Below are 21125 nucleotides of genomic sequence, written 5' to 3' on the forward strand. Positions count from 1 at the left end.
CGCAGCGCGCGTAGGAGCGGGCACGGCAGCCGCTCGGTTGCCGTCGGTCCTACGGTGTCGCTATGCCAGGTTTCGCGAACTTCGACGACTATCTCGCCCACGACCGCGTGACCGACCTCGCGCTGTCGCCCGACGGCACGCGGCTCGTCGCCACCGTGCAGACGCTGAACGCCGACGGTGACGCGTTCGTGTCGTCGCTGTGGGAACTCGACCCGTCCGGACGGTCGGACGCCCGCCGGCTGACGCGCTCGAAGGAGGGCGAGTCGGGACCGGTGTTCGCCGCGGACGGGTCTCTGCTGTTCACCTCCGCCCGTCCCGCGCCGAAGGCGCCGACGTCGGGTGACGACGACGCCGCGGCGCCGGACGACGACGTGCCGGCGCTGTGGCGACTGCCCGCCGTCGGTGAGGCCGAACGGGTACTCACCCGTCCGGGTGGCATCGCCGGCGTCCGCGCCGCGCGTCACGGCGACCGCGTCGTCCTCGGCTCGGACACGCTGCCGGGCGCGACCGACGCCAAGGACGAGGCGGCACGCCGCAAGGCCCGCAAGGACCTCAAGACCACCGCGATCCTGCACACGGCCTCTCCGGTGCGCTTCTGGGACCACGACCTCGGTCCGGACGAGACCCGGCTGCTGTCCTGGGACGGCGCCGGCGAGCCGGTCGACCTCACGCCCGAACCGGGCCGTGCCCTGGACGAGGCCTCGTACGTCATCTCGCCCGACGGCACGACCGTCGTCTCGTCGTGGGCCCGTCCGACGACGCCCGGCTTCCCGCACGCCGCGCTCGTCGCGATCGACACCGCGACCGGCGAGCGGCGCACCCTGGCGCAGGACGACAGCGCCACGTTCGAGGCGGCCGACGTCTCCCCGGACGGCCGGTGGGCGCTCGCCGTCCGTCACGGCGACTGCACCCCGGACGAGCCGTGGACGACCTCGCTGCGGCTGGTCGAGCTGGCGACCGGAGAGGGACGGGAGCTGGTCGGCGACCCCGACGTGCAGCCGTCGTCCGCACGGTTCGGTGCCGACGCCGGGACGGTGTACTTCACCGCGGACGAGCAGGGTCACGCGCCGGTGTTCCGGCTCGACGTCGCGTCCGACACCTGGACCCGGGTGACCGCGTCCGGCCACTACACCTCGCTGCGCGTCGCGGCCGACGGCACGACGCTGTACGCATTGCGCGACGCCTGGGACAGCCCGCCCCGGCCCGTCCGCCTCGACGGCAGCGCGACCGACGGCGAGCCCGCCCACCTACCCGCACCCGGCGAGGCGTCCGTCCCCGGCACGCTCGAGCGGTTGTCGGCCATCGCGCCCGACGGCACCGAGATCGGCGCGTGGCTGGTGCTGCCCGAGAACGCCTCCGCTGACACGCCCGTGCCACTGCTGCTGTTCATCCACGGCGGGCCGTTCGCGTCGTGGAACGGGTGGACCTGGCGCTGGAACCCGTGGCTGATGGCGGCGAAGGGTTACGCGGTGCTGTTGCCCGACCCGGCGCTGTCGACCGGGTACGGCGTGCACATGCGCAAACGGGCGTGGGGTCGCTGGGGCGAGGTGCCGTTCGGTGACCTGATGGCCGTCACGGACGCCGTCGTCGCTCGGCCCGACATCGACGGGTCCAGGACGGCCGCCATGGGTGGTTCGTACGGCGGCTACATGGCGAACTGGGTCGCCGGGCACACCGACCGGTTCCGCTGCATCGTCACCCATGCCAGCCTCTGGGCCCTGGACCAGTTCCAGGGCACCACCGACGTGCCGGGCGACTGGGCGCTCGAATGGGGGCTGCCCGACACCGACCCGGAGCGCTACGCCCTCGACTCGCCGCACCTGCACGCCGACGAGATCCGCACCCCGATGCTCGTCGTGCACGGCGACAAGGACTACCGCGTACCGGTCGGCGAGGGGCTGCGGCTGTGGTGGGACCTGCAGCGCCGCGGCGTCGAGTCGAAGTTCCTGTACTTCGCCGACGAGGGGCACTGGATCCTCAAGCCCGGCAACGCGCGACTCTGGTACGAGACCGTCTGGGCCTGGCTGGCGCAGCACGTGCTGGGCGAGCAGTGGCAGCAGCCCGCCGCTCTCTGACCCGCCGGCGGCTCAGTCGAGCAGGGGCGGCAGCGGGCAGCCGAGCACGCCGCAGGTGACGCGGAGCAGCTCGGCCTCGGCGACGGTCACGCGCCCGTCGTCGGCGACCGCGGTGACGACGCCTTCGACCAGGGCCCGTCGCCGGGACGGCGGCAGCGAGGCCAGCAGCGGCCAGGCGGAGTCCAGGGCATCCCAGGGCTGCGCCGGCGGACGGAACGCGACCTGCTCGCCACCCAGGGCGACCGCCGTGCCGGCGGCGAAGGCGCGTTCGGCGGCGGCGGGGTCGGCGTTGCCGCTCGCGGCGACGACGGCGAGCAGGGTGGTGACCGCTGCGTCGACGGCCGCGACGGACGCCCGCGCAGGGCGCGGCGGGCCGACGAGGTGCACGGTCAGCAGCCGGCTCAGGCTGTACTCGAAGGCCGAGACGCGGCCGTCGGCGTGCACGAGCCCGTCGACGGCACGGGCGACGGCGGCCCGCTCCGGTTCGGGACGGGTCACGACCTGCGGCACGGCCAGGTGGGCCAGCGGCAGGGCGAGGGCGCGGTCGAGGCCGGCGAGTTCGGTAGCGATCGCGTCGGCGTCACCGGCTGCCTGCGGACCCAGTTCGCGCGCGACGGCTGCCAGCTCGGCCTGACGTACGTCCGGACGCGGGTCCAGCAGCAGGGCCAGCACCAGTGGCACGGCAGTGCTGCGCTGCTCGGCGAGCGCGCGGGCGCGGGCCGGGATTCGGTCGTTGAGGCGGGCGCCTCGGCTGATGTCGTCGTGCGTGAGGGTGCCGACCCGTGCGCTCACCGTGGGCGGATGCAGCGCGACCGGCGGCGGCCCGGCGACGCCGTCCGTGGCGGCGGACGGGCCGCCGAAGCCGGCCGCGGCGGGCGGCGCCTGGCCGGCGCCCGGTCCCGGTGCGGTGATCTGCTCGACCGGCACCCCGGTGAGCGCGGCGATGCGCTCCTCCAGCGGCGGGTGGGTCGCGAACAGGCTGCTGAACCGGGCCCGGCCCTCGCCGAACAGCATGTGTCCGACCTGCTGCTCGCTGTGGCGGTCGGCCAGCGCGGAACCCTCCGGCAGCCCGGCGATCTTGCGCAACGCGCCCTCGAGTCCCACCGTCTGGCGCGTGAACTGCACGGCGGACGCGTCGGCGAGCCACTCGCGCTGCCGGCTCACCGCGGCCTGGATGAGCCGGGCGAAGAACTGCCCGACGAAGCCGACGACAACGAACAGCAGGGCGATGATGAGCAGGGGGTTGCCCTTGCTGTCGCGCGAGCGTCCGCCCCCGAACATCAGGAACCGGGAGCCGACCAGAGCGAGCAGCAGGATGCCGTACAGCAGGCCGATCAGGCGCACGTTCAGCCGCATGTCGCCGTTGAGCACGTGGCTGAACTCGTGGCCGATGACGCCCTGCAACTCGTCGCGGTCGAGCCGTTCCAGCGCACCCGCGGTGACGGCGATGGCGGCGTCGTCCGGACGGTAGCCCGCCGCGAACGCGTTGATGCCCTGTTCGCGTTCGAGCACGAACAGGCGCGGCATGGGCACGCCCGACGCGATCGACATCTCCTCGACCACGTTGACGAAGCGGCGCAACCGGGGGTCGGACGAGGTGGGGTCCACGGGCACGGCGCCGACCGACTGCGCGACCGCCGCTCCCCCGCCCCGCAACGCGACGAGCTTCGTGAGCGTGCCGCCGCCGATGAGCAGGACGGTGATCGCCGACATCGTGGCCACCCATCCCCACGGCGACGCGTAGCCGGCCCAGCGGGTCGCGACGAAGGTGGCGACGTCGACCACCGCCACGATCGCGACGACGGCGAGGACGAAGAGCACGACGAGCTTGGTGGACGAACCACGCGCGGCGTCCTGCCGCTCGAAGAAGTTCACGCCGGGGTCAGAACTGGACGCGCGGCGCCTGCCGGGTCTCGGGCGGGGCGTCGGGCGCGATCTGCCACTGCGCGGCCTCGCGGAACGCGAACATGCCGGCGATCACCGAACCGGGAAACGCCTCGCGCCTGTTCTCGTAGGTCATGACCGAGTCGTTGTAGGCCTGGCGCGAGAACGCGACCTTGTTCTCGGTGGACGTCAGCTCTTCGGACAGCTGCATCATGTTCTGGTTCGCCTTGAGGTCGGGGTACTGCTCGGCGACGGCGGTGAAGCGGCCCAGCGCGCCGGCGAGCATGCCCTGCGTTCCGGCCAGCTGCTGCATGGCCTGCGGGTCGCCCGGCGCCTGCTGGGCGGCCTGCAACCCGGAGATCGCCGCCGCCCGCGCCTGCGTCACCGCCTCGAGCGTCTCGCGCTCGTGGGTCATGTACGCCTTGGCCGTCTCGACCAGATTGGGGATGAGGTCGAAGCGACGCTGCAATTGCACGTCGATCTGCGCAAAAGCGTTCTGGAAGGCGTTGCGCGCCCGCACCAGCCCGTTGTAAGTGACGATCACCCACACCACGAGCAGCACGACCACGACTGCGACGACGATCCCGATGACCAGTCCCATCGCCGCAGCCTAGCCGCCTAGAGGTGTTCGCCGCTGCGCGTCTCCGACCTCTTCGATCGCCTCGGGAATGTCAGCGAGCTGCCATTCCGCTCGGCTCACTCAGAGGTACTGGCCGGTGTTGCCGACCGTGTCGATGGAGCGTCCGGCCTCGGTGCCCTTGCCGCCGGAGACGAGGGTGCGGATGTAGACGATCCGCTCGCCCTTCTTGCCGGAGATGCGCGCCCAGTCGTCCGGGTTCGTCGTGTTCGGGAGGTCCTCGTTCTCCTTGAACTCGTCGACGCACGCGGCGAGCAGGTGCGACACCCGCAGCCCGCGCTGGGCGCTGGTGATGAGGTCCTTGATCGCCATCTTCTTCGCGCGGTCGACGATGTTCTGGATCATCGCTCCCGAGTTGAAGTCCTTGAAGTACAGGGTCTCCTTGTCACCGTTGGCGTAGGTGACCTCGAGGAAGCGGTTCTCCTCGCTCTCGGTGTACATGCGCTCGACGGTGCGCTGGATCATCGCGTCGAGGGTGGCGTTCTCGTCGCCGCCGTTCTCGGCCCTGTCGTCGTCGTGGATCGGCAGGCCGGGAATCAGGTACTTCGAGAAGATGTCCTTCGCCGCCTCGGCGTCCGGACGCTCGATCTTGATCTTCACGTCGAGCCGGCCCGGTCGCAGGATCGCGGGGTCGATCATGTCCTCGCGGTTCGACGCACCGATGACGATGACGTTCTTCAGACCCTCGACGCCGTCGATCTCGCTCAGCAGCTGCGGCACGATCGTGTTCTCGACGTCGGAGCTCACGCCCGAGCCGCGGGTGCGGAAGATGGAGTCCATCTCGTCGAAGAACACGATCACCGGCGTGCCGTCCGAGGCCTTCTCCCGCGCCCGCTGGAAGACGAGGCGGATGTGGCGCTCGGTCTCGCCGACGTACTTGTTGAGCAGCTCCGGGCCCTTGATGTTCAGGAAGAACGCGGTGGCCTTCTCGTCGCCGCCGTGCACCTTCTGCACCTGCTTGGCCAGCGAGTTCGCGACGGCCTTCGCGATCAGCGTCTTGCCGCAGCCGGGCGGGCCGTACAGCAGGATGCCCTTCGGCGGGCGCAGCTGGTGCTCGCGGAACAGGTCGGCGTGCAGGAACGGCAGTTCGACGGCGTCGCGGATGGCCTCGATCTGGCCGGCGAGACCACCGATGTCCTCGTAGTCGATGTCGGGGACCTCTTCGAGGATGAGTTCCTCGACCTCGCTCTTCGGCACCCGTTCGTAGGCGTAGGACGACCGGCTCTCGAGCAGCAGCGAGTCGCCTGCGCGCAACGGCTTGTCGCGCAGCAGGTCGGCGAGGTGGACCACCCGCTCCTCGTCGGTGTGACCGACGACCAGCGCGCGGTCGCCGCCGTCGAGCACCTCCTTGAGCATGACCACTTCACCGGAGCGTTCGAAACCCCGCGCGGCGACGACGTTCATCGCCTCGTTGAGCATGACCTCCTGGCCGTGGCGCAGCGCCTCGACCTCGACCTCGGGCGACACCGCCACCCGCAGCTTGCGGCCCCCGGTGAAGATGTCGACCGTGCGGTCCTCGAACAGCTCGAGGAAGACGCCGTAGCCCGACGGGGGCTGGGCGAGGCGATCGATCTCCTCCTTCAGCTGCACCATCTGGTCGCGCGCCTCGCGCAGCGTGTCGGCGAGGCGGTCGTTGCGGTCGGTGAGAGCTGCCACCCGTGCCTGCGCCTCGGCGAGCCGGTCCTCGAGCATCCGCATGTGGCGCGGGGACTCGGAGACCTTCGCGCGCAGCAGTTCGAGTTCTTGCTCGAGGTACGCCGTCCGGCGGCGCAGATCGGGTTCGACGTCCCGGTTCTCGTGCTCGTTCGCCATGGTTGCCAACCTCCCGGCTGGGTGTCCGAAATCCCACCCTACACACGCAGGTCACGTCCCGAGCGCGCTCTACGCTCGGTGTCGGGAGAGGATGTCGTGGAGTGGTTTCGCAGGCATTTCCAGCACGTGAGTGAGGCAGCATGACGAGTTCGACGGACGAGCAGTTGACCGTGCACATCGATCAGGATCTGTGCACCGGCGACGGCCTGTGCGTGCAGTACGCACCGGAGGTCTTCGAGTTCGACATCGACGGCCTGGCCTACGTGAAGAACGAGTCGGGCGAGCTGCTCGCCGCTCCCGGCGCGCGGGTCGACGTCCCTCCGGAGCTGCGCCTCGACGTGATCGAATCGGCGCAGAAGTGCCCGGGCGACTGCATCCACGTGCGCCGCTCGACCGACGACGTCGAGGTTGCCGGACCCGACGCCTGATCCGGCCTACGGCAGGTTGGGGCGGAAGGGCACGTCCGGGTCGGTCTCGGGCGCGACCGGCTTGTCCGAGGCGGTCGGACGCCGCTGCCGCGCCGGCGCCACGACGCCCGGCGCGAGTCGCCGCGTGGTCACGAGGAACGCCGTGTGCCCGATCATGCGGTGCTCGGGCCGCACCGCCAGGCCGACCACGTGCCAGCCGCGCAGCATCGTCTCGAACGCGCTGGGCTCGGTGAACCCGCCGTCGGCGCGCAGCGCCTCGACGAGCCGGGACAGTTGGGTGGTCGTGGCCACGTAGCCGATGAACACCCCGCCCGGGCGCAGCGCGGCGGCGACGGCGGGCAACGCGTCCCAGGGGCTGAGCATGTCGAGGATCACCCGGTCGACCTGCTCGTCGGACGGGTGCTCGGCGACGTCCTTGCGGCGCAACGTCCAGTTCGGCGGGGTGTCGCCGAAGAACGTCGCGACGTTGCGGACGGCGACGTCGGCGTGGTCGTCGCGCACCTCGTAGGACAGCACCGAACCCTGCGGACCGACGGCGCGCAGCAGCGAGCAGGTCAGCGAACCCGACCCGGCTCCCGCCTCGAGCACGGAGGCGCCGGGCGCGATGTCGCCCATCGCCACGATCTGTGCCGCGTCCTTGGGGTAGATGACGGCCGCGCCGCGCGGCATCGACAGCACGAAATCGCTCAACAGCGGACGCAGCGCGAGGTAGGGCGTGCCCGAGGTCGCCTGCACCACGCTGCCCTCGTCCGCGCCGATCAGCGCGTCGTGCTCGATCGCGCCGCGGTGGGTGTGGAACTGCTTGCCGGCCTCGAGCGTGACCGTGTGCAGCCGGCCCTTGGGATCGGACAGCTGCACCCGCTCGCCCACCTCGAAGGGACCCGAGCCCGGGACGCCGTTCACCGATCGCCTCCTGCGGTGCGCAACTCGTTCGCGAATTCGGCCGCGACGATGATGCCGGCGGGCCGTCCGTGGTCGTCGACGGCGAGGTACTCCCCCGCCGGGTGCTGCTGCATGTGCTCGAGCAGGCCGTCGGCGTCGATGCCGACGGGCACCGTGCCGCCGTCGGCGAGCGGACGCGACACCTCGGAGACCGGTGTCCACGGCAGGCGGTGCGGCGGCAGCGCGCCGATGCGGCGTTCGTCGACGATCGCGGTCGGACGGTGCTCGGCGTCGATCACGACGAGGCCGCGCGCGTCCGTGGAGTGGATGCGCCGCAGCGCCTCACCGGCGGACGTGTCGGCCTCGACCATCAGCCCGGGACGCAGCAACGCCGGGACCTGCACCCGCGGCAGGCGGGCGAGCAGGTCGGCGAGGCGGAGCGACTGGGTGGCGTTCGCCCACAGGTAGAGGCCGAGCACGACGGTGAGCAGCGCGCTCGCGAAGCCCAGGTTCAGCAGCACGCCCGCCGCCACCACCACGACGGCGAGGGCGCGACCGGTCCACGCCGCCGCCTTCGTGCTCGTGGCCTTCGACGCGCCGCACGCCCAGACGACGGCGCGCAGCAGCCGTCCGCCGTCGAGCGGCAGGCCGGGCAGCAGGTTGAACACGGCGAGCACGAGATTGCTCCACGCCAGCAGGGCGAGCAGGACACCGGCCACCGAGGCGGGTTCGACCGCGGCGTGGCCGCCGAACGCCGCCGCCGCGATGAGCAACGACACCAGCGGGCCGGACCCGGCGATCATCGCCTCGTGGGACGGGCGCCGCGCGTCACCCTCGATCTCGGACACCCCGCCGAGCAGGAACAGCACGACCCGCCTGACCGGGTAGCCCAGCCGGGTGCTCACCACCGTGTGCCCCAGTTCGTGGGCGAGGATGCACAGCGCGAACAGCACGCTGAAGCCGAGGGCGGCGAGGTAGGCGGCGCCGCGGCCGAGGCCGTCGACGAGGTCCTGCAGCAGCGGTCCGTAGAGCAGGGTCAGCAGTGCGCCGACGATCAACCACGACGGCGACACCTGCACCGGCACGCCGCGGACGCGTCCGAGCGTCAGCAACGCCGGCTGCGGCACGGGGCCGCGGCGTTGCGGCGGTCCCGGTCGCGTCACGCTTCGAGCGTACGGGTGCTGCGTACCCGGCGAGGCGGGGCGCGAACGGCTACCTTTTGGTGGTGACCGACGACACCGAGCTGCGCGCGCGCATCGCAGCCCGGGTGGCTGCCCGGCGAGCCGCCGGTCAGGCATCGGGCGATGCCCGTGCCGACGACGGTGCCGCCGGCAGCGCGTCCGACGGCGCCCCTGCTGCCGACGGCGCCCCTGCTGCCGACGGCGCCGCCGCCGAGACCGGTGACACCTCCCCGGACGGCCGCGCCACGCTCGACTCCCCCGTGCACGTCCGGCCGACCCGGCCGTGGGTGCGCCCGTCGGCGGCAGCTTCGGCAGCGCCTTCCGCAGCATCGTCAGCGGCACCCGGGCGTCCGGCCGCGGCCACACCGGACAGCGCGTCGGGACCGCGGGTGCTCGAACCGACCCGGCCCTGGCTGCGCCGTGCCCCCGGGGAGACGAACGAGACCGGGGAGACGAACGAGACCGGGGACGAGACGGGCGCGGCCGGCGGGCCCGGTGACGACACGCGTCGTCCGGGGTCCGCGGCATCCGGACGCCCGCGCCCTTCGCAGCCCGATGCCGTGCTCGACCGCCTCGGCGCCGCTGTCGCGTCTCCCGGGGGCGGGGGGCCGGACGGGTCCGAGGACGACGCGTCGCGGCGGCGGGAGATCGCGCGCAAGCACGCCGAGGCCGACCGGGCCGACGAGCAGCTGCGTCGCGAGAGCGGCGAGCAGGGCGCGCCGTGGCAGCAGCCGCAGGACGAGATCGATCTCGACCTCAAGGGCGCAGCGACGTGGAACCCCACCGAGTACGGCGAGGACGACGACTCCGGGCTGATGCAGCGCGGCCGCAAGGCGGCGCGCTGGCTGTTCGCGAAGCGGGACGCCGACGCCGTCGCCGACGGAACGCCGAGCGCGGCGAGCGGCACCGCTGCCGGCACCGCATCGGACACGGCGAACGACACGGCGAACGACACGGCGAACCACACGGCAAACCACACGGCAAGCGACACGGCAAGCGACACGGCAAGCGACACGGCAAGCGACACGGCAAGCGACACGGCAAGCGACACGGGCGCGACCACGCAGCACGGGATCGCCGCCGAGCCGGTCGCAGCGCGGCAACCCGTGGAGTCGCCGGACGCCACCGCGCGCCCCGACAGCGACGCGGCGGCCGGAGAGGCCCGGGCCGGCCGACGCGACGCCGACCCGGCTGCCGACCCGGACTCCGAAACGGACTCCGAAACCCGCACCGACGCGAGTGTCCGCACCGCGGGCGCCGCCGACCCGGACGTCGAACCCCGCACCGGAACGCGCGCCCGCGCAGACGTCGCCGGCGACCGCGGCCCGTCCGACCGCGGCCCGTCCGGCAGCGGTGCGTCCGGCAGTGGTGCGTCCGGCAGTGGTGCGTCGCCCCAAGGTCGACGGGGCGAGGCGCCGCAGGGTGCCGCCACAGCGCGACCGAAGCCGGCACCCCGACCCGGGGGCACTCCGCCCGCGACCCCACCCGCCGACGGGTCGGCACCGCCGGCTGCGTCCGCGCGGCCCCGTCCGCGGCCGGGTGCGGCCGCGCCACCGCCGCCGCCGGCGACGACTCCGCCGGCTGACAGCGGGTCCGGCGGCGGGACCGGCAGCACCGCGTTCAGTGCTCGCGCCGACGACGGACCCGACCTGAGCCGATTCCTGGCCGCCACCGAGCCGCACCCGGACGACCGTCCGTCCCGCCGCATCTCGCTGCGCAAGCGCGACCGCGACGACACCGCCGAACGCAGCGATAGGGCATCTCGCGCCGGGTCAGCACAGCGCGGCGGCACCGTCGGCGCCGGTCGTCGTGAGGGAACGAGTGCTCCGGCCGCGAAGCAGGACGCGCCGAAGCGCCCGGCGACGACGGGGCGCGGTGCACGCAAGCTCGTGCGCTGGGCCGTCGTCGTCGTCATCGGCGCGGCGGCGGTGCTGCTGCTGCGCGCGTTCGTCGTGTCGCCGTACTACATCCCGTCCGAGTCGATGGAGCCCACGCTTCACGGCTGCCGCAACTGCGACGACGACCACATCCTGGTCGACAAGATCGGCTACCGCTTCACAGAGCCGAAGCAGAGCGACATCGTGGTGTTCAACCGCCCGAAGGGCGCCCCCGTGAACGAGGACGTGCTCGTCAAGCGCGTCATCGCGACCGGCGGGCAACTGCTCGACATCCGGCGGGACGGCACGGTCCTCGTCGACCGCAAGCGTCTGAACGAGCCGTACGTCAACAAGGCCTGCCGGGGTGACCCGCTGTCGGGTCCGGGTTCCCGGAAGTTCCCGTACCGGATCCCTGCCGGCGACGTATGGGTCATGGGCGACAACCGCTGCAATTCGACCGACAGCAGGGTCTTCGGCCCGATCGCGGACTCGTCGATCATCGGGCGAGCCTGGTTGATCGTCTGGCCGTTGAAGCGTCTCGGCGGCATCTGAGCCCTGGCTCGCCCCCGCACCCCTCCATGGAAATCTGTAATACACGCAGATCTGCGTGTATTACAGATTTCGACAGAGGTGGTGGCGACGGTGACGGACGGCAGCGCGCGGACGGCAGCGCGCGGACGGCAGCAGGCGGACGGCAGCAGGCGGACGGCAGCGTGCGGACGGCGGCGTGCGGACGGCGGGGCGCGCACGGCCGGTGCGGACGGGAGTGGACGGGCGACCAGGAGCGCGCTCAGCCGGCGGGCGGAGTTGTCGGTGGGCGCGGTTACCGTGAGGTCGTGTCGACGCTGCGCGGGTCGCTGTCGCCCTCCCGGGCGATGGAGTTCAAGAGCTGCCCGCTGCAGTACCGGCTGCGCTCGATCGATCGGCTGCCCGAGCGGCCGAGCCGGGCGGCCGCCCGCGGAACCGTCGTGCACGCTGTGCTCGAGCACCTGTTCGACCTGCCGGCGGCCGATCGCACCGCCGAGGCCGCGGTCGCGCTGATCCCGGGCGCGTGGGCGCGGGTGCTCGAGGCCGAGCCGGTTCTCGGTGAGTTGTTCGGCGATCCGGCGGAGCTCGACGAATGGCTCGATTCGGCCGCCGGTCTGGTGCGTACCTACTTCGTGCTCGAGAACCCCGCCGCGCTCGAACCGCTGGCCCGCGAGGAGCGCGTCGAGGCTGTACTCGGCGACCTGCTGCTGCGCGGCGTCATCGACCGCATCGACCGCACCGACCGCACCGACCGCACCGACCGCACCGACACGGCAGACCGCACGGAAACGACCGACGCGACCGACCGCGCGGCCGCTCCCGAGGCGACGGGCCTTCGCATCGTCGACTACAAGTCCGGCCATTCGCCCGGCGTGCCGGGCGAGGCGGCGGCCATGTTCCAGCTCAAGTTCTACGCGCTGCTGCTCTGGCGGTCCCGGGGCGTCGTGCCCGAGCTGCGGCTGATGTACCTCACCGACGCGACGACCCTCGCCTACCGTCCGGACGCGGTCGAGCTCGAACGTTTCGAGGGCGTTCTGCTCGCGATCTGGGACGCGATCCGCGCCGCGCTGCCGACCGGCGACTTCCGCCCGAACCCGAGCGCCCGGTGCCAGTGGTGCGACTTCACCGCCCATTGCCCGGCGTTCGGGGCGACACCGCCTCCGTACCGGGCGCCGGAGGTCCTCACCGACCCGCGTGACGCGCCCGGCGCACCGCTCGGCGTCGTCGTGCCGGAGGCTCCGATCACCGTCCCGGCAGCAGCAGCGGGATCGCCGTCTCCACCGGTGTGAGAGCGCCGTGGAACCCGACGAGCCGCGCCATCTCGGGCGGTTCGGCGGAAGCCACGCCGCCGGTGGCGAGCACGACGGTGTCGTCGAGGCAGACGGCGATCACGTCGCCCAGCCGGTCGGCGTTCGTGCCCTCGACACACCCGAACCAACCGCGTCCGATGGCCTCGTCGCGGGTGAGCACGTCCGCGCGAGTCCCCAGCACGGCCCGCCACGCCGCGACGACGTCGGCGGTCGCGCCCGGCACCGTGTACAGGTAGCGCACGCGCGGCTCGCCGGCGACGGTGCGCACGCCCACCGCGAGGTCCGGCTCCCGAGCCAGGTCGACGCGCGTGCCCGCGTTCAGGCCACCGTGGTCGGCGGTGACCAGCAGCACCGCGTCCTCGGGCAGTCCCTCGACGATGCGGGTGAGGTAGGCGTCGACCTCGGCCGCCGCCGCCAGCCACGCCGGCGAGCCGACCCCGTGCAGGTGCATCGCGGTGTCGAGGCTCGAGATGTAGCCGTAGACGAGCCCCGGCCCGCGCCGGACCTCGTCGACGAGCGCCGCGGCGGCGTCGTCGTCGCGGCCCACGCTCCTCAGGGCGGCACCCCGGTAGGCAGCGTCCGTGAGGCCGCTGCCGACGAAGAACGAGGGCAACACCGCGGTGGCCCGCAGGCCGGCGGCGGCCACGTGCGCGAACCAGGTCGGCAACGGCTGCCACTCGTGCGGTGGCGGGTCGTCGCGCCAGTGGGTGTGCACCAGCACCTGCCGCTCCACGCCCGGGGGCGGTCCCGGCAGCCCGACGGTGAACCCGAGCACGCCGTGCGCGCCGGGTGGTTCGCCGGTCCCCAGCGTGACCAGGCTGACCGGCGTCGTCGACGGGAAGCCGCACGTCAGCTGCCGGGCTCCCGCGCGCGCCGCGGCGAGCAACGGCGCGCGCTCGGCGAGCGCGTCGAGCAGGTGCAGTCCGAGCCCGTCGACCAGCACCACCGCCACGCGCGGCACCGGCCCCAGCTCCTCGCGCAATCCCAGCCGGTCGGGCGCGCCCGGCACACCCAGCAGAGCGGCGGCCGAGGGCAGCACGTCGCGCAGCCCGGGTGGCGTCATCGGCGGCTCAGCGTGCCGCGACCAGCGAGCCGAGCATCTCGAGGTCGACCCCGACCAGGGTGTCGCGCACCGTGCGGCGCCCGGACGCCCCGATCGGCACCTCGGCGGGCACCGCGAGCACCACGCACCCGGCCGCCTCCGCCGACGCCACCCCGAGCGGGGAGTCCTCGACGGCGACGCACTCGTCCGCCGCCACGCCCAGCAGCCGGGCGGCGCGCAGGTAGGGGTCGGGGGCCGGCTTGGGGTGCTCGACCTCGTCGCCGCACACGGAGGCGGTGAAGTTGTCCCGTCCGAGGGTGTCGAGGGCGATTTCGGTGAGCGAGCGGAACGTCGAGGTCACGAGGGCGGTCGGTACGTCCGCCTCGCGCAGGGCCGCGAGCAGCTCCGGGGCACCCGGGCGCCAGGTGAGGTCGGTACGGAACAGCTCGGCCGTCCGCGCGGCCAGGAAGTCGGCGCTCTCGCGGGGGTCGGCGTCGGGCGTGCCCACGTCCTCGTGCAGCAGGGCCACCGAGCGCATCAGGCTCGACCCGACCATCGCCGCGCGGGCGTCAGGGGACAGAGCACCGCCCCGGAAGGCGGCGAGATCGGCCAGCGAGACGTCCCAGATCTTCTCGGAGTCGAGCAGGGTGCCGTCCATGTCGAGCAGGACGGCGCGGGGAACGGGCACGGAGCGCGGGTCGGTCTGGTCAGCCGGCGACGTGGCCGCGTTCGTCCCACTGCCCGGCGAGGCCTGCAACCTCGAGGATGCGCTCGACCGGACGGGACGGGTCGCGCACGAGCAGCGAGCCGCCGGCTTCGGAGGCGGCGCCCGCCGCGTCGACGAGCGTGCCGATGCCGGTGGAGTCGATGAAACTGACCCCGGCGAGGTCGAGCACGATCGTGCTCGCGCCGCTGTCGAGCGCCGTGCGGGTCGCGTCGGCCAGGCGGTCACGGCTCGCGACGTCGATCGACCCCACGACCTCGATCACCGCCGTCCCGGAGTCGTCGGTCGGCTGGGCCTGCACGGTCAGATTCACGGAGCCGACGCTACCGGTACGGCGCGCGTGACCAGAAACCGGGTTACGGCGTAAACCGGGCAGGTTCGGGCTCAGACGGGCACCGGACCGGCTGCGCACGGCTGCGCACGGCTGCGCACGGCGCGATCAGGGGGTGGGATCGGTGGCCTTGATCTGCCGGAAGTTGCGGTAGCTGTACACGATGAGCGCAGCGGCGATGAGCCCCGACAGGATCAGCGACAGCCCGGTGCCCCACCCGCCCGGCAGCCACCACGTGTCGTCGAGCGGCCACCAGCCGGGCACGGGAGGCTTGATGCCCCAGTAGACGCCGAGGGCGATGAGGGCCGCGGCGCCCACGGACGACATGAGGATGCGAGGCCAGGTCTCGACACCGTCCGCCGCGGTCTGCAGTGCCCGACGCCGCACCGGGTCGAGGCGCTTGCGCGCCCACTCGTACTGCTGCGAGAGCAGGGCGAGACCGGCCAGCAGCATCAACAACCCGGGTCCGGGCAGGATGAGCGCGGCGATTCCGCCCACGATCAACAGCCAACCCAGCGTCTCGAGGCCGACCCGGCGCAGCGATCTCGCTCCCACTCCCATGCGGGCCATCGTTCCCATCCGAGCTGTGTGTCGCGCGCACGTGCTCGCATCGGTCGCGCGAACCGTGTGCGAGACCCGTCACTCTGCGTGAATGTGACAGTACGGCTCTCGTACGTCACGACGGCTATACACATGGTCACGGGGGGACATACGACCCGTGCCGGGCCCCGCATACGGGGGTAGCGCGGTCCGGCGGCGTCGTTCGGTTCCGGGGGACCGACCAGACGCATCAGGCCCGGCCGCTGTGGCGGCCGGGCCTTCCTCGTCTGCGGCTCCTGGGGCTACTCGTCGTCGGTGCGGTACCCGAGGTTGGGCGACAGCCACTTCTCGGCCTCCGCCACCGTCCACCCCTTGCGCTTGGCGTAGTCCTCGACCTGGTCGCGACCCAGGCGCCCGAGCACGAAGTACTGCGACTGCGGGTGGGAGAAGTACCAGCCGCTGACCGACGCGCCCGGCCACATGGCCATCGACTCGGTCAGCCCGATGCCGACGTTGTGCTCGACGTCGAGCAGGTCCCACAGCGTGCGCTTCTCGGTGTGCTCCGGGCAGGCCGGGTACCCGGGGGCGGGACGGATGCCGACGTACTTCTCCTTGATCAGCTCCTCGCTGTCGAGCTTCTCGTCGGCGGCGTAACCCCAGAACTCGTGACGGACGCGCTGGTGCATCCGCTCGGCGAACGCCTCGGCGAGCCGGTCGGCGAGCGCCTCGAGCATGATCGCGCTGTAGTCGTCGAGCGCCGCCTTGAACTGCTGGATGCGCTCCTCGATGCCGAGTCCGGCCGTGACCGCGAACGCTCCGACGTAGTCCTTGATGCCGGTGTCGGCAGGCGCGACGAAGTCGGCGAGCGAACGGTGCGGCACGCCCTCGCGGTGCTCGGTCTGCTGCCGCAGCATGTGCAGCGTGGTCAACACCTCGCTGCGCTGCTCGTCCTTGTAGATCTCGAGGTCGTCGTGCTCGACCGCGTTGGCCGGGAACAGGCCGATGACGCCGGCCGCCGTCACCCACTTCTCCTCGATGACGCGATCGAGCATCTGCTGTGCGTCGTCCCAGAGCTTGCGCGCCGCCTCGGCGGTCGTGGGGTTGTTGAGGATGTCGGGGTAACGCCCCTTCATCTCCCACGCGTTGAAGAACGGCTGCCAGTCGATGTATTTGCGCAGTTCCGCGAGATCGTAGTTCTTGAAGACCTTGACGAACTGCGTCGGCGTGCCCGACGGGTGGTAGTCGTCGGTGTGGAAGTCGCGGGCCTGCTGGGCGATCAGGTGCGGACGGAACGGCCGGTGCCCGTCCCAGTCGATCGGCGTGCGGTCCTCGCGGATCGCATCCAGTGGCAGCAGCTTCTTCTGGTCTTGGCGCGCGGCGTGCCGCTCGCGCAACGAGTCGTAGTCGGCCTGCAGCTCGTCCAGCAGCGCGTCGCGGCGCTGCGGCGACATCAGCTGCGCGACGACCGGCACCGACCGGGACGCGTCCTTCACCCACACCACGGGGCCGTGGTACTTCTTGTCGACCTTGACCGCGGTGTGGGCGCGTGACGTGGTCGCGCCGCCGATGAGCAGCGGGATGTCGAAGCCCTGGCGCTCCATCTCGGAGGCGAAGTTCACCATCTCGTCGAGGCTGGGCGTGATGAGCCCGGACAGCCCGATCACGTCGGCGTCGTGCTCCTTGGCCGCGTCGAGGATCTTCTGCGCCGGCACCATCACCCCGAGGTCGACGACGTCGAAGTTGTTGCACTGCAGCACGACGCCGACGATGTTCTTGCCGATGTCGTGCACGTCGCCCTTGACCGTCGCCATGATCACGGTGCCGTTGCTGCGGCCCTTGTCGGCGGGGTTCTTCTCCTGCTCGATGTACGGGATCAGGTACGCGACGGCCTTCTTCATGACGCGCGCCGACTTCACGACCTGGGGCAGGAACATCTTGCCGGAACCGAACAGGTCGCCGACGACGTTCATGCCGTCCATCAGCGGGCCCTCGATGACCTCCAGCGGACGTCCGCCGCGCTCGGCGATCTCCTGCCGCAGCGCTTCGGTGTCCTCCTCGACGTGCTGGTCGATGCCCTTGACGAGCGCGTGCGTGATGCGCTCGCCGAGCGGCAGCTCGCGCCATTCCTCGCTCGCGACCTCCCGGGCCTGCCCGCTGCCGGCGAACTCGGCCGCGATCTCGAGCAGCCGCTCCCCCGCGTCGTCGCGCCGGTTCAGGATCACGTCCTCGATGCGCTCGCGCAGCTTCTCGTCGACCTGGTCGTAGACGACGAGCGCTCCGGCGTTGACGATGCCCATCGTCAGGCCGGCCTTGATGGCGTGGAAGAGGAACACGGCGTGGATCGCCTCGCGCACCGCGTTGTTGCCGCGGAAGGAGAACGAGACGTTCGAGATGCCACCGGACGTCTTGGCGTACGGCAGGTTCTCGGTGATCCAGCGGACGCCCTCGATGAAGTCGAGGCCGTAGTTGGCGTGCTCCTCGATGCCGGTCGCCACGGCGAACACGTTCGGGTCGAAGATGATGTCCTCGGCCGGGAAACCGACCTGCTCGACGAGGATGTCGTAGGCCCGCTTGCAGATCTGCTTGCGACGTTCGAGGTTGTCGGCCTGGCCGTCCTCGTCGAAGGCCATCACGACCACCGCGGCGCCGTACTTGCGGCACAGCCGGGCGTGCTCGACGAACGCCTCCTCGCCCTCCTTGAGCGAGATCGAGTTGACGATCGACTTGCCCTGGACGTTCTTCAGGCCCTCCTCGATGACCTCCCACTTCGAGGAGTCGATCATGATCGGGACCTTGCTGATGTCGGGCTCGCTGCCGATGAGCCGCAGGAAGCGCTGCATCGCGGCGAGGCCGTCGATCATGCCTTCGTCCATGTTGATGTCGATGACCTGCGCGCCGTTCTCGACCTGCTGACGGGCCACCGACAGCGCGGTGTCGTAGTCGCCGTCCTTGATCAGGTTGCGGAACTTCGCCGAGCCGGTGATGTTCGTGCGCTCGCCGACGTTCACGAACAGCGAGTCGCCGTCGACGATCAGCGGCTCGAGTCCGGACAACCGCAGCGCGGGCGCGATCTGCGGGGGCACGCGCGGCGTCTTGCCGTCGACGTGGCGTGCGATCGACGCGATGTGGGCCGGCGTCGTGCCGCAGCAGCCGCCGGCCATGTTCAGCAGGCCGGCCTCGGCGAACTCGGCGACGAAGCCCGCGGTCTCGTCCGGTTGCTCGTCGTACTCGCCGAACGCGTTCGGCAGGCCGGCGTTCGGGTAGGCGTGCACGAAGCAGTCGGCGATGCGGGACAGCTCGGCGACGTAGGGACGTAGCTCCTTCGCGCCGAGCGAGCAGTTGAGTCCGACGATCAGCGGACGGACGTGGCGCACCGAGTGCCAGAACGCCTCGGTGACCTGGCCGGTGAGCGTGCGCCCGGACGCGTCGGTGATGGTGCCGGAGATGATGACGGGCCAGCGCCGGCCCTCCTGCTCGAACAGCGTCTCGACGGCGAAGATCGCCGCCTTGCAGTTCAGCGTGTCGAAGATCGTCTCGATCATGATGATGTCGGCGCCGCCGTCGACCAGGCCCTGGGCCTGCTCCTGGTAGGCGGCCACCATCGTGTCGAAGTCGATGTTGCGCGCGCCCGGGTCGTTGACGTCGGGCGAGATCGAGCCGGTGCGGTTCAGCGGCCCGATGGCGCCGGCGACGTACCGCGGCCTGTCGGGCGTGCGTGCGGTCATCTCGTCCGCGGCGTGCCGGGCGAGTCGAGCGGACGCGACGTTGAGCTCGTAGGCGAGCTCCTGCATGCCGTAGTCGGCCAGCGATACGACCTGCGCGTTGAACGTGTTCGTCTCGATGATGTCGGCTCCGGCCTCGAGGTACTCGAGGTGAATGCCGCGGATGATGTCGGGCTGCGTGATCGAGAGCAGGTCGTTGTTGCCCTGCACGTCGCTCGGCCAGTCGGCGAACCGCTCGCCGCGGTAACCGGCCTCGTCCGGACGGTCCCGCTGGATCGCCGTCCCCATCGCGCCGTCGAGCACCAGGATGCGCTGGGTGAGCGCAGCGCGCAGCGCGTCGGTGGCGTCGGGGCGGTGCTGAGCGGCGTCCGGCACTGGTTGGTCCCTTGCGTCGGTTTCGGGCGGGCTCGTCGATTCTTCCACCCGTCCGCCACACCGACCCGCGGAACCGGGGTGCGGCGCGCGCGGACCGTAGGGTGGACAGATGGTCACCCCACCGACCGGCGGCTGGCCCGTGCTCCACAAGCCGGTCCTCGTCGCCGCCTTCGAAGGCTGGAACGACGCCGGCGACGCCGCCAGCGGGGCCGTCGAACACCTGCAGCTTGTGTGGGACGCGCAGGAGCTGGCCGAGCTCGACCCCGACGAGTACTACGACTTCCAGGTCAACCGCCCCAGCGTGTCGCTCGTCGACGGCCTCAGCCGCAACGTGACGTGGCCCACGACGCGCCTGTCCTGGTGCCGCCCTCCGGGGGCCGACTTCGACCTCGTGCTCATGCACGGCATCGAGCCGAACATGCGGTGGCGGGCGTTCTGCGACGAGTTGCTCGACGCCATCAACGCACTCGAGGTGCAGATGGTCGTCACCCTCGGGGCGCTGCTGTCCGACACGCCGCACACCCGTCCGACATCGGTCACCGGCACCGCGTACGACCCCGAGTCGGCCGAGCGCTACGGGTTGGAACGTTCCCGCTACGAGGGTCCGACCGGCATCGTCGGTGTGCTGCAGGACGCATGTGTCGGTGCGGGCATCCCGGCCATCTCGTTCTGGGCCGGAGTGCCGCACTACGTGTCGCAGCCGCCGAACCCGAAAGCGACGCTCGCGCTGCTGCAGGGCGTCGAGGAGGTCCTCGACATCCCGATCCCGCTCTCGCAGCTGCCCGAGCAGTCCGAGGAATGGCAGAAGCTGGTCGACGAGATGGCCGCCGAGGACGACGAGGTCATCGAGTACATCCGCAACCTCGAGCAGCGCGACGACGAGATCGACCGCAGCGAGCTCAAGGAAGCGTCCGGCGATCTCATCGCGAGGGAGTTCGAGCGCTACCTGCGCCGCCGCGACCGCGGTGGCGGGCACGCGGGCGGGCACGGCGGCCCGTCCCTCGGCCGCGACTGACGCCTTCTCCCCCGACGGGCGCCTTCCGACGTCGAACGCTCGTCACCACGGAGGCATCGGCGCCCAGGGCTGGTCCCACGGGGTGCCGTCCGCGTTGCGGCGGGTCCAGTAGATGTGTTCGGGCGTGGCCGGATCGCCGTCGTACCAGGCGATGTGGCGCCATCCCCACCACCGCGGATGGCACCACAGCAGGTTCGGCTTACCGCCCCAGTGAAGATGGGCCGGGAAACGCCGGCCCCGGCCGTCCCGGATCGCGTCGTGCTCGTCGTCCGGACGCAGCCGGGCGCCCGCACCGTCGGCGTCGCTCACCCGCACGTCGACCAGCTCGAGACGGAAACCGCAGACCTGGGCGACGCGATCGAGGAAGCGGACGGTCGGCAGACGCGTCCCGCTCTCGTAGCGACCCACGGTTCCGGCGGCCACCCCGAGCAGCCTGGCGAGGTCGCGCTGGCTCAGCGCCCGCGCCCGCCTGACCGCGCGCAACATCCGGCCGATGTCGAAAGCCGTGGTCGTCTCGTCCATCGGGTCAGCATGGGTCCATCGCGTCACATGGCGCGGCTCGTTGCGCCGGCCTGTGGATGAGCGTCCCGACGCCGGCAGCCGTCCACAGGGCCCCGGCGTGGCCCGCCCGGCCCACCCCTCGCGCGTGCCTCCTGACCTGCTTCCGCGGTGGAGGCAGGTCAGGACGTTCCGGACGGGGTGAGGTGTGCAGCGTGTGCTTCCGGGGTGGAGGCAGGTCAGGACGTTCCGGACGGGGTGAGG

At 71.9% G+C, this 21125-nt stretch carries 15 protein-coding genes and 1 pseudogene; 5 read left to right on the forward strand and 11 right to left on the reverse strand.

Annotated features, from left to right (window positions below; translation table 11 throughout):
- Window positions 1–62: 62 nt before the first annotated feature.
- A complete protein-coding gene (locus tag ACYVP9_RS06805; protein ID WP_460603946.1) occupies window positions 63–2075 on the forward strand; it encodes a prolyl oligopeptidase family serine peptidase in 2013 nt (670 codons plus the stop codon).
- A gap of 12 nt (window positions 2076–2087) precedes the next feature.
- Here the strand turns inward: ACYVP9_RS06805 and ACYVP9_RS06810 are convergent, their stop codons facing one another.
- The 3 genes and pseudogenes from ACYVP9_RS06810 to arc all read right to left on the reverse strand — a co-directional run.
- Window positions 2088–3950, reverse strand: coding sequence for a M48 family metallopeptidase (locus tag ACYVP9_RS06810; RefSeq protein ID WP_460603947.1), 1863 nt, complete (start codon window positions 3948–3950; stop codon window positions 2088–2090).
- A 7-nt stretch (window positions 3951–3957) separates the two neighbouring features.
- Window positions 3958–4560: a LemA family protein gene (locus ACYVP9_RS06815; protein WP_460603948.1), complete on the reverse strand. Its 603-nt coding sequence runs from the start codon at window positions 4558–4560 to the stop codon at window positions 3958–3960.
- Window positions 4561–4659: 99 nt separating this feature from the next.
- Window positions 4660–6348 (reverse strand): annotated as a pseudogene (arc, locus tag ACYVP9_RS06820) (proteasome ATPase); the annotation flags it as partial.
- Window positions 6349–6548: 200 nt separating this feature from the next.
- Between arc and ACYVP9_RS06825 the strand changes: the two are divergent.
- Window positions 6549–6836: a ferredoxin gene (locus tag ACYVP9_RS06825; RefSeq protein ID WP_460603949.1), complete on the forward strand. Its 288-nt coding sequence runs from the start codon at window positions 6549–6551 to the stop codon at window positions 6834–6836.
- Window positions 6837–6842: 6 nt separating this feature from the next.
- On the opposite strand, the gene ACYVP9_RS06830 is transcribed toward ACYVP9_RS06825, so the two are convergent.
- Both ACYVP9_RS06830 and ACYVP9_RS06835 read right to left on the reverse strand, forming a co-directional pair.
- Complete coding sequence (locus ACYVP9_RS06830; RefSeq protein WP_460603950.1) at window positions 6843–7739, reverse strand: tRNA (adenine-N1)-methyltransferase; 897 nt, start codon at window positions 7737–7739, stop codon at window positions 6843–6845.
- On the reverse strand, window positions 7736–8881 hold the full coding sequence (locus ACYVP9_RS06835; protein WP_460603951.1) for a site-2 protease family protein: 1146 nt from the start codon (window positions 8879–8881) through the stop codon (window positions 7736–7738). Before ACYVP9_RS06835 ends, ACYVP9_RS06830 begins: the two co-directional genes overlap by 4 nt.
- 62 nt (window positions 8882–8943) lie before the next feature.
- Here ACYVP9_RS06835 and lepB point away from each other — a divergent pair, with 62 nt between their 5' ends.
- Window positions 8944–11328, forward strand: a complete 2385-nt coding sequence (gene lepB, locus ACYVP9_RS06840) for a signal peptidase I (protein WP_460603952.1) — start codon at window positions 8944–8946, stop codon at window positions 11326–11328.
- A gap of 284 nt (window positions 11329–11612) precedes the next feature.
- Window positions 11613–12593 carry a RecB family exonuclease gene (locus ACYVP9_RS06845; protein WP_460603953.1) on the forward strand — a complete coding sequence of 327 codons (981 nt, stop codon included), beginning with the start codon at window positions 11613–11615 and terminating at the stop codon, window positions 12591–12593.
- On the opposite strand, the gene ACYVP9_RS06850 is transcribed toward ACYVP9_RS06845, so the two are convergent.
- The 5 genes from ACYVP9_RS06850 to metH all read right to left on the reverse strand — a co-directional run bounded on the left by ACYVP9_RS06850 (window position 12547) and on the right by metH (window position 19348).
- A complete protein-coding gene (locus tag ACYVP9_RS06850; RefSeq protein WP_460603954.1) occupies window positions 12547–13677 on the reverse strand; it encodes an alkaline phosphatase family protein in 1131 nt (376 codons plus the stop codon). The two genes, ACYVP9_RS06845 and ACYVP9_RS06850, sit on opposite strands and share 47 nt — an antisense overlap.
- Window positions 13678–13684: 7 nt before the next feature.
- On the reverse strand, window positions 13685–14314 hold the full coding sequence (locus tag ACYVP9_RS06855; protein WP_460604312.1) for an HAD family hydrolase: 630 nt from the start codon (window positions 14312–14314) through the stop codon (window positions 13685–13687).
- A gap of 49 nt (window positions 14315–14363) precedes the next feature.
- Window positions 14364–14693 carry an STAS domain-containing protein gene (locus tag ACYVP9_RS06860; protein WP_460603955.1) on the reverse strand — a complete coding sequence of 110 codons (330 nt, stop codon included), beginning with the start codon at window positions 14691–14693 and terminating at the stop codon, window positions 14364–14366.
- A 126-nt stretch (window positions 14694–14819) separates the two neighbouring features.
- Window positions 14820–15272, reverse strand: coding sequence for a PGPGW domain-containing protein (locus ACYVP9_RS06865; RefSeq protein WP_460603956.1), 453 nt, complete (start codon window positions 15270–15272; stop codon window positions 14820–14822).
- Between the two features lie 281 nt (window positions 15273–15553).
- Window positions 15554–19348: a methionine synthase gene (gene metH, locus ACYVP9_RS06870; protein WP_460603957.1), complete on the reverse strand. Its 3795-nt coding sequence runs from the start codon at window positions 19346–19348 to the stop codon at window positions 15554–15556.
- A gap of 109 nt (window positions 19349–19457) precedes the next feature.
- Between metH and ACYVP9_RS06875 the strand changes: the two genes are divergently transcribed.
- Entirely contained in the window at window positions 19458–20363 is a 906-nt protein-coding gene (locus ACYVP9_RS06875; protein ID WP_460603958.1) for a PAC2 family protein, read from the forward strand.
- Window positions 20364–20405: 42 nt separating this feature from the next.
- Here the strand turns inward: ACYVP9_RS06875 and ACYVP9_RS06880 are convergent, their stop codons facing one another.
- Window positions 20406–20885, reverse strand: a complete 480-nt coding sequence (locus ACYVP9_RS06880) for a helix-turn-helix domain-containing protein (protein ID WP_460603959.1) — start codon at window positions 20883–20885, stop codon at window positions 20406–20408.
- Window positions 20886–21125 lie beyond the last annotated feature (240 nt).

This window comes from Jatrophihabitans fulvus, assembly GCF_054781375.1.

Bases quoted from the DNA above. Each gene is read 5' to 3' on its own strand.
- ACYVP9_RS06825 (WP_460603949.1), top strand. From the start codon at position 6,549: ATGACGAGTTCGACGGACGAGCAGTTGACCGTGCACATCGATCAGGAT.
- ACYVP9_RS06875 (WP_460603958.1), top strand. From the start codon at position 19,458: ATGGTCACCCCACCGACCGGCGGCTGGCCCGTGCTCCACAAGCCGGTC.
- ACYVP9_RS06855 (WP_460604312.1), bottom strand. From the start codon at position 14,314: ATGGACGGCACCCTGCTCGACTCCGAGAAGATCTGGGACGTCTCGCTG.
- ACYVP9_RS06815 (WP_460603948.1), bottom strand. From the start codon at position 4,560: ATGGGACTGGTCATCGGGATCGTCGTCGCAGTCGTGGTCGTGCTGCTC.
- ACYVP9_RS06880 (WP_460603959.1), bottom strand. From the start codon at position 20,885: ATGGACGAGACGACCACGGCTTTCGACATCGGCCGGATGTTGCGCGCG.
- ACYVP9_RS06865 (WP_460603956.1), bottom strand. From the start codon at position 15,272: ATGGGAGTGGGAGCGAGATCGCTGCGCCGGGTCGGCCTCGAGACGCTG.
- ACYVP9_RS06850 (WP_460603954.1), bottom strand. From the start codon at position 13,677: ATGACGCCACCCGGGCTGCGCGACGTGCTGCCCTCGGCCGCCGCTCTG.
- ACYVP9_RS06805 (WP_460603946.1), top strand. From the start codon at position 63: ATGCCAGGTTTCGCGAACTTCGACGACTATCTCGCCCACGACCGCGTG.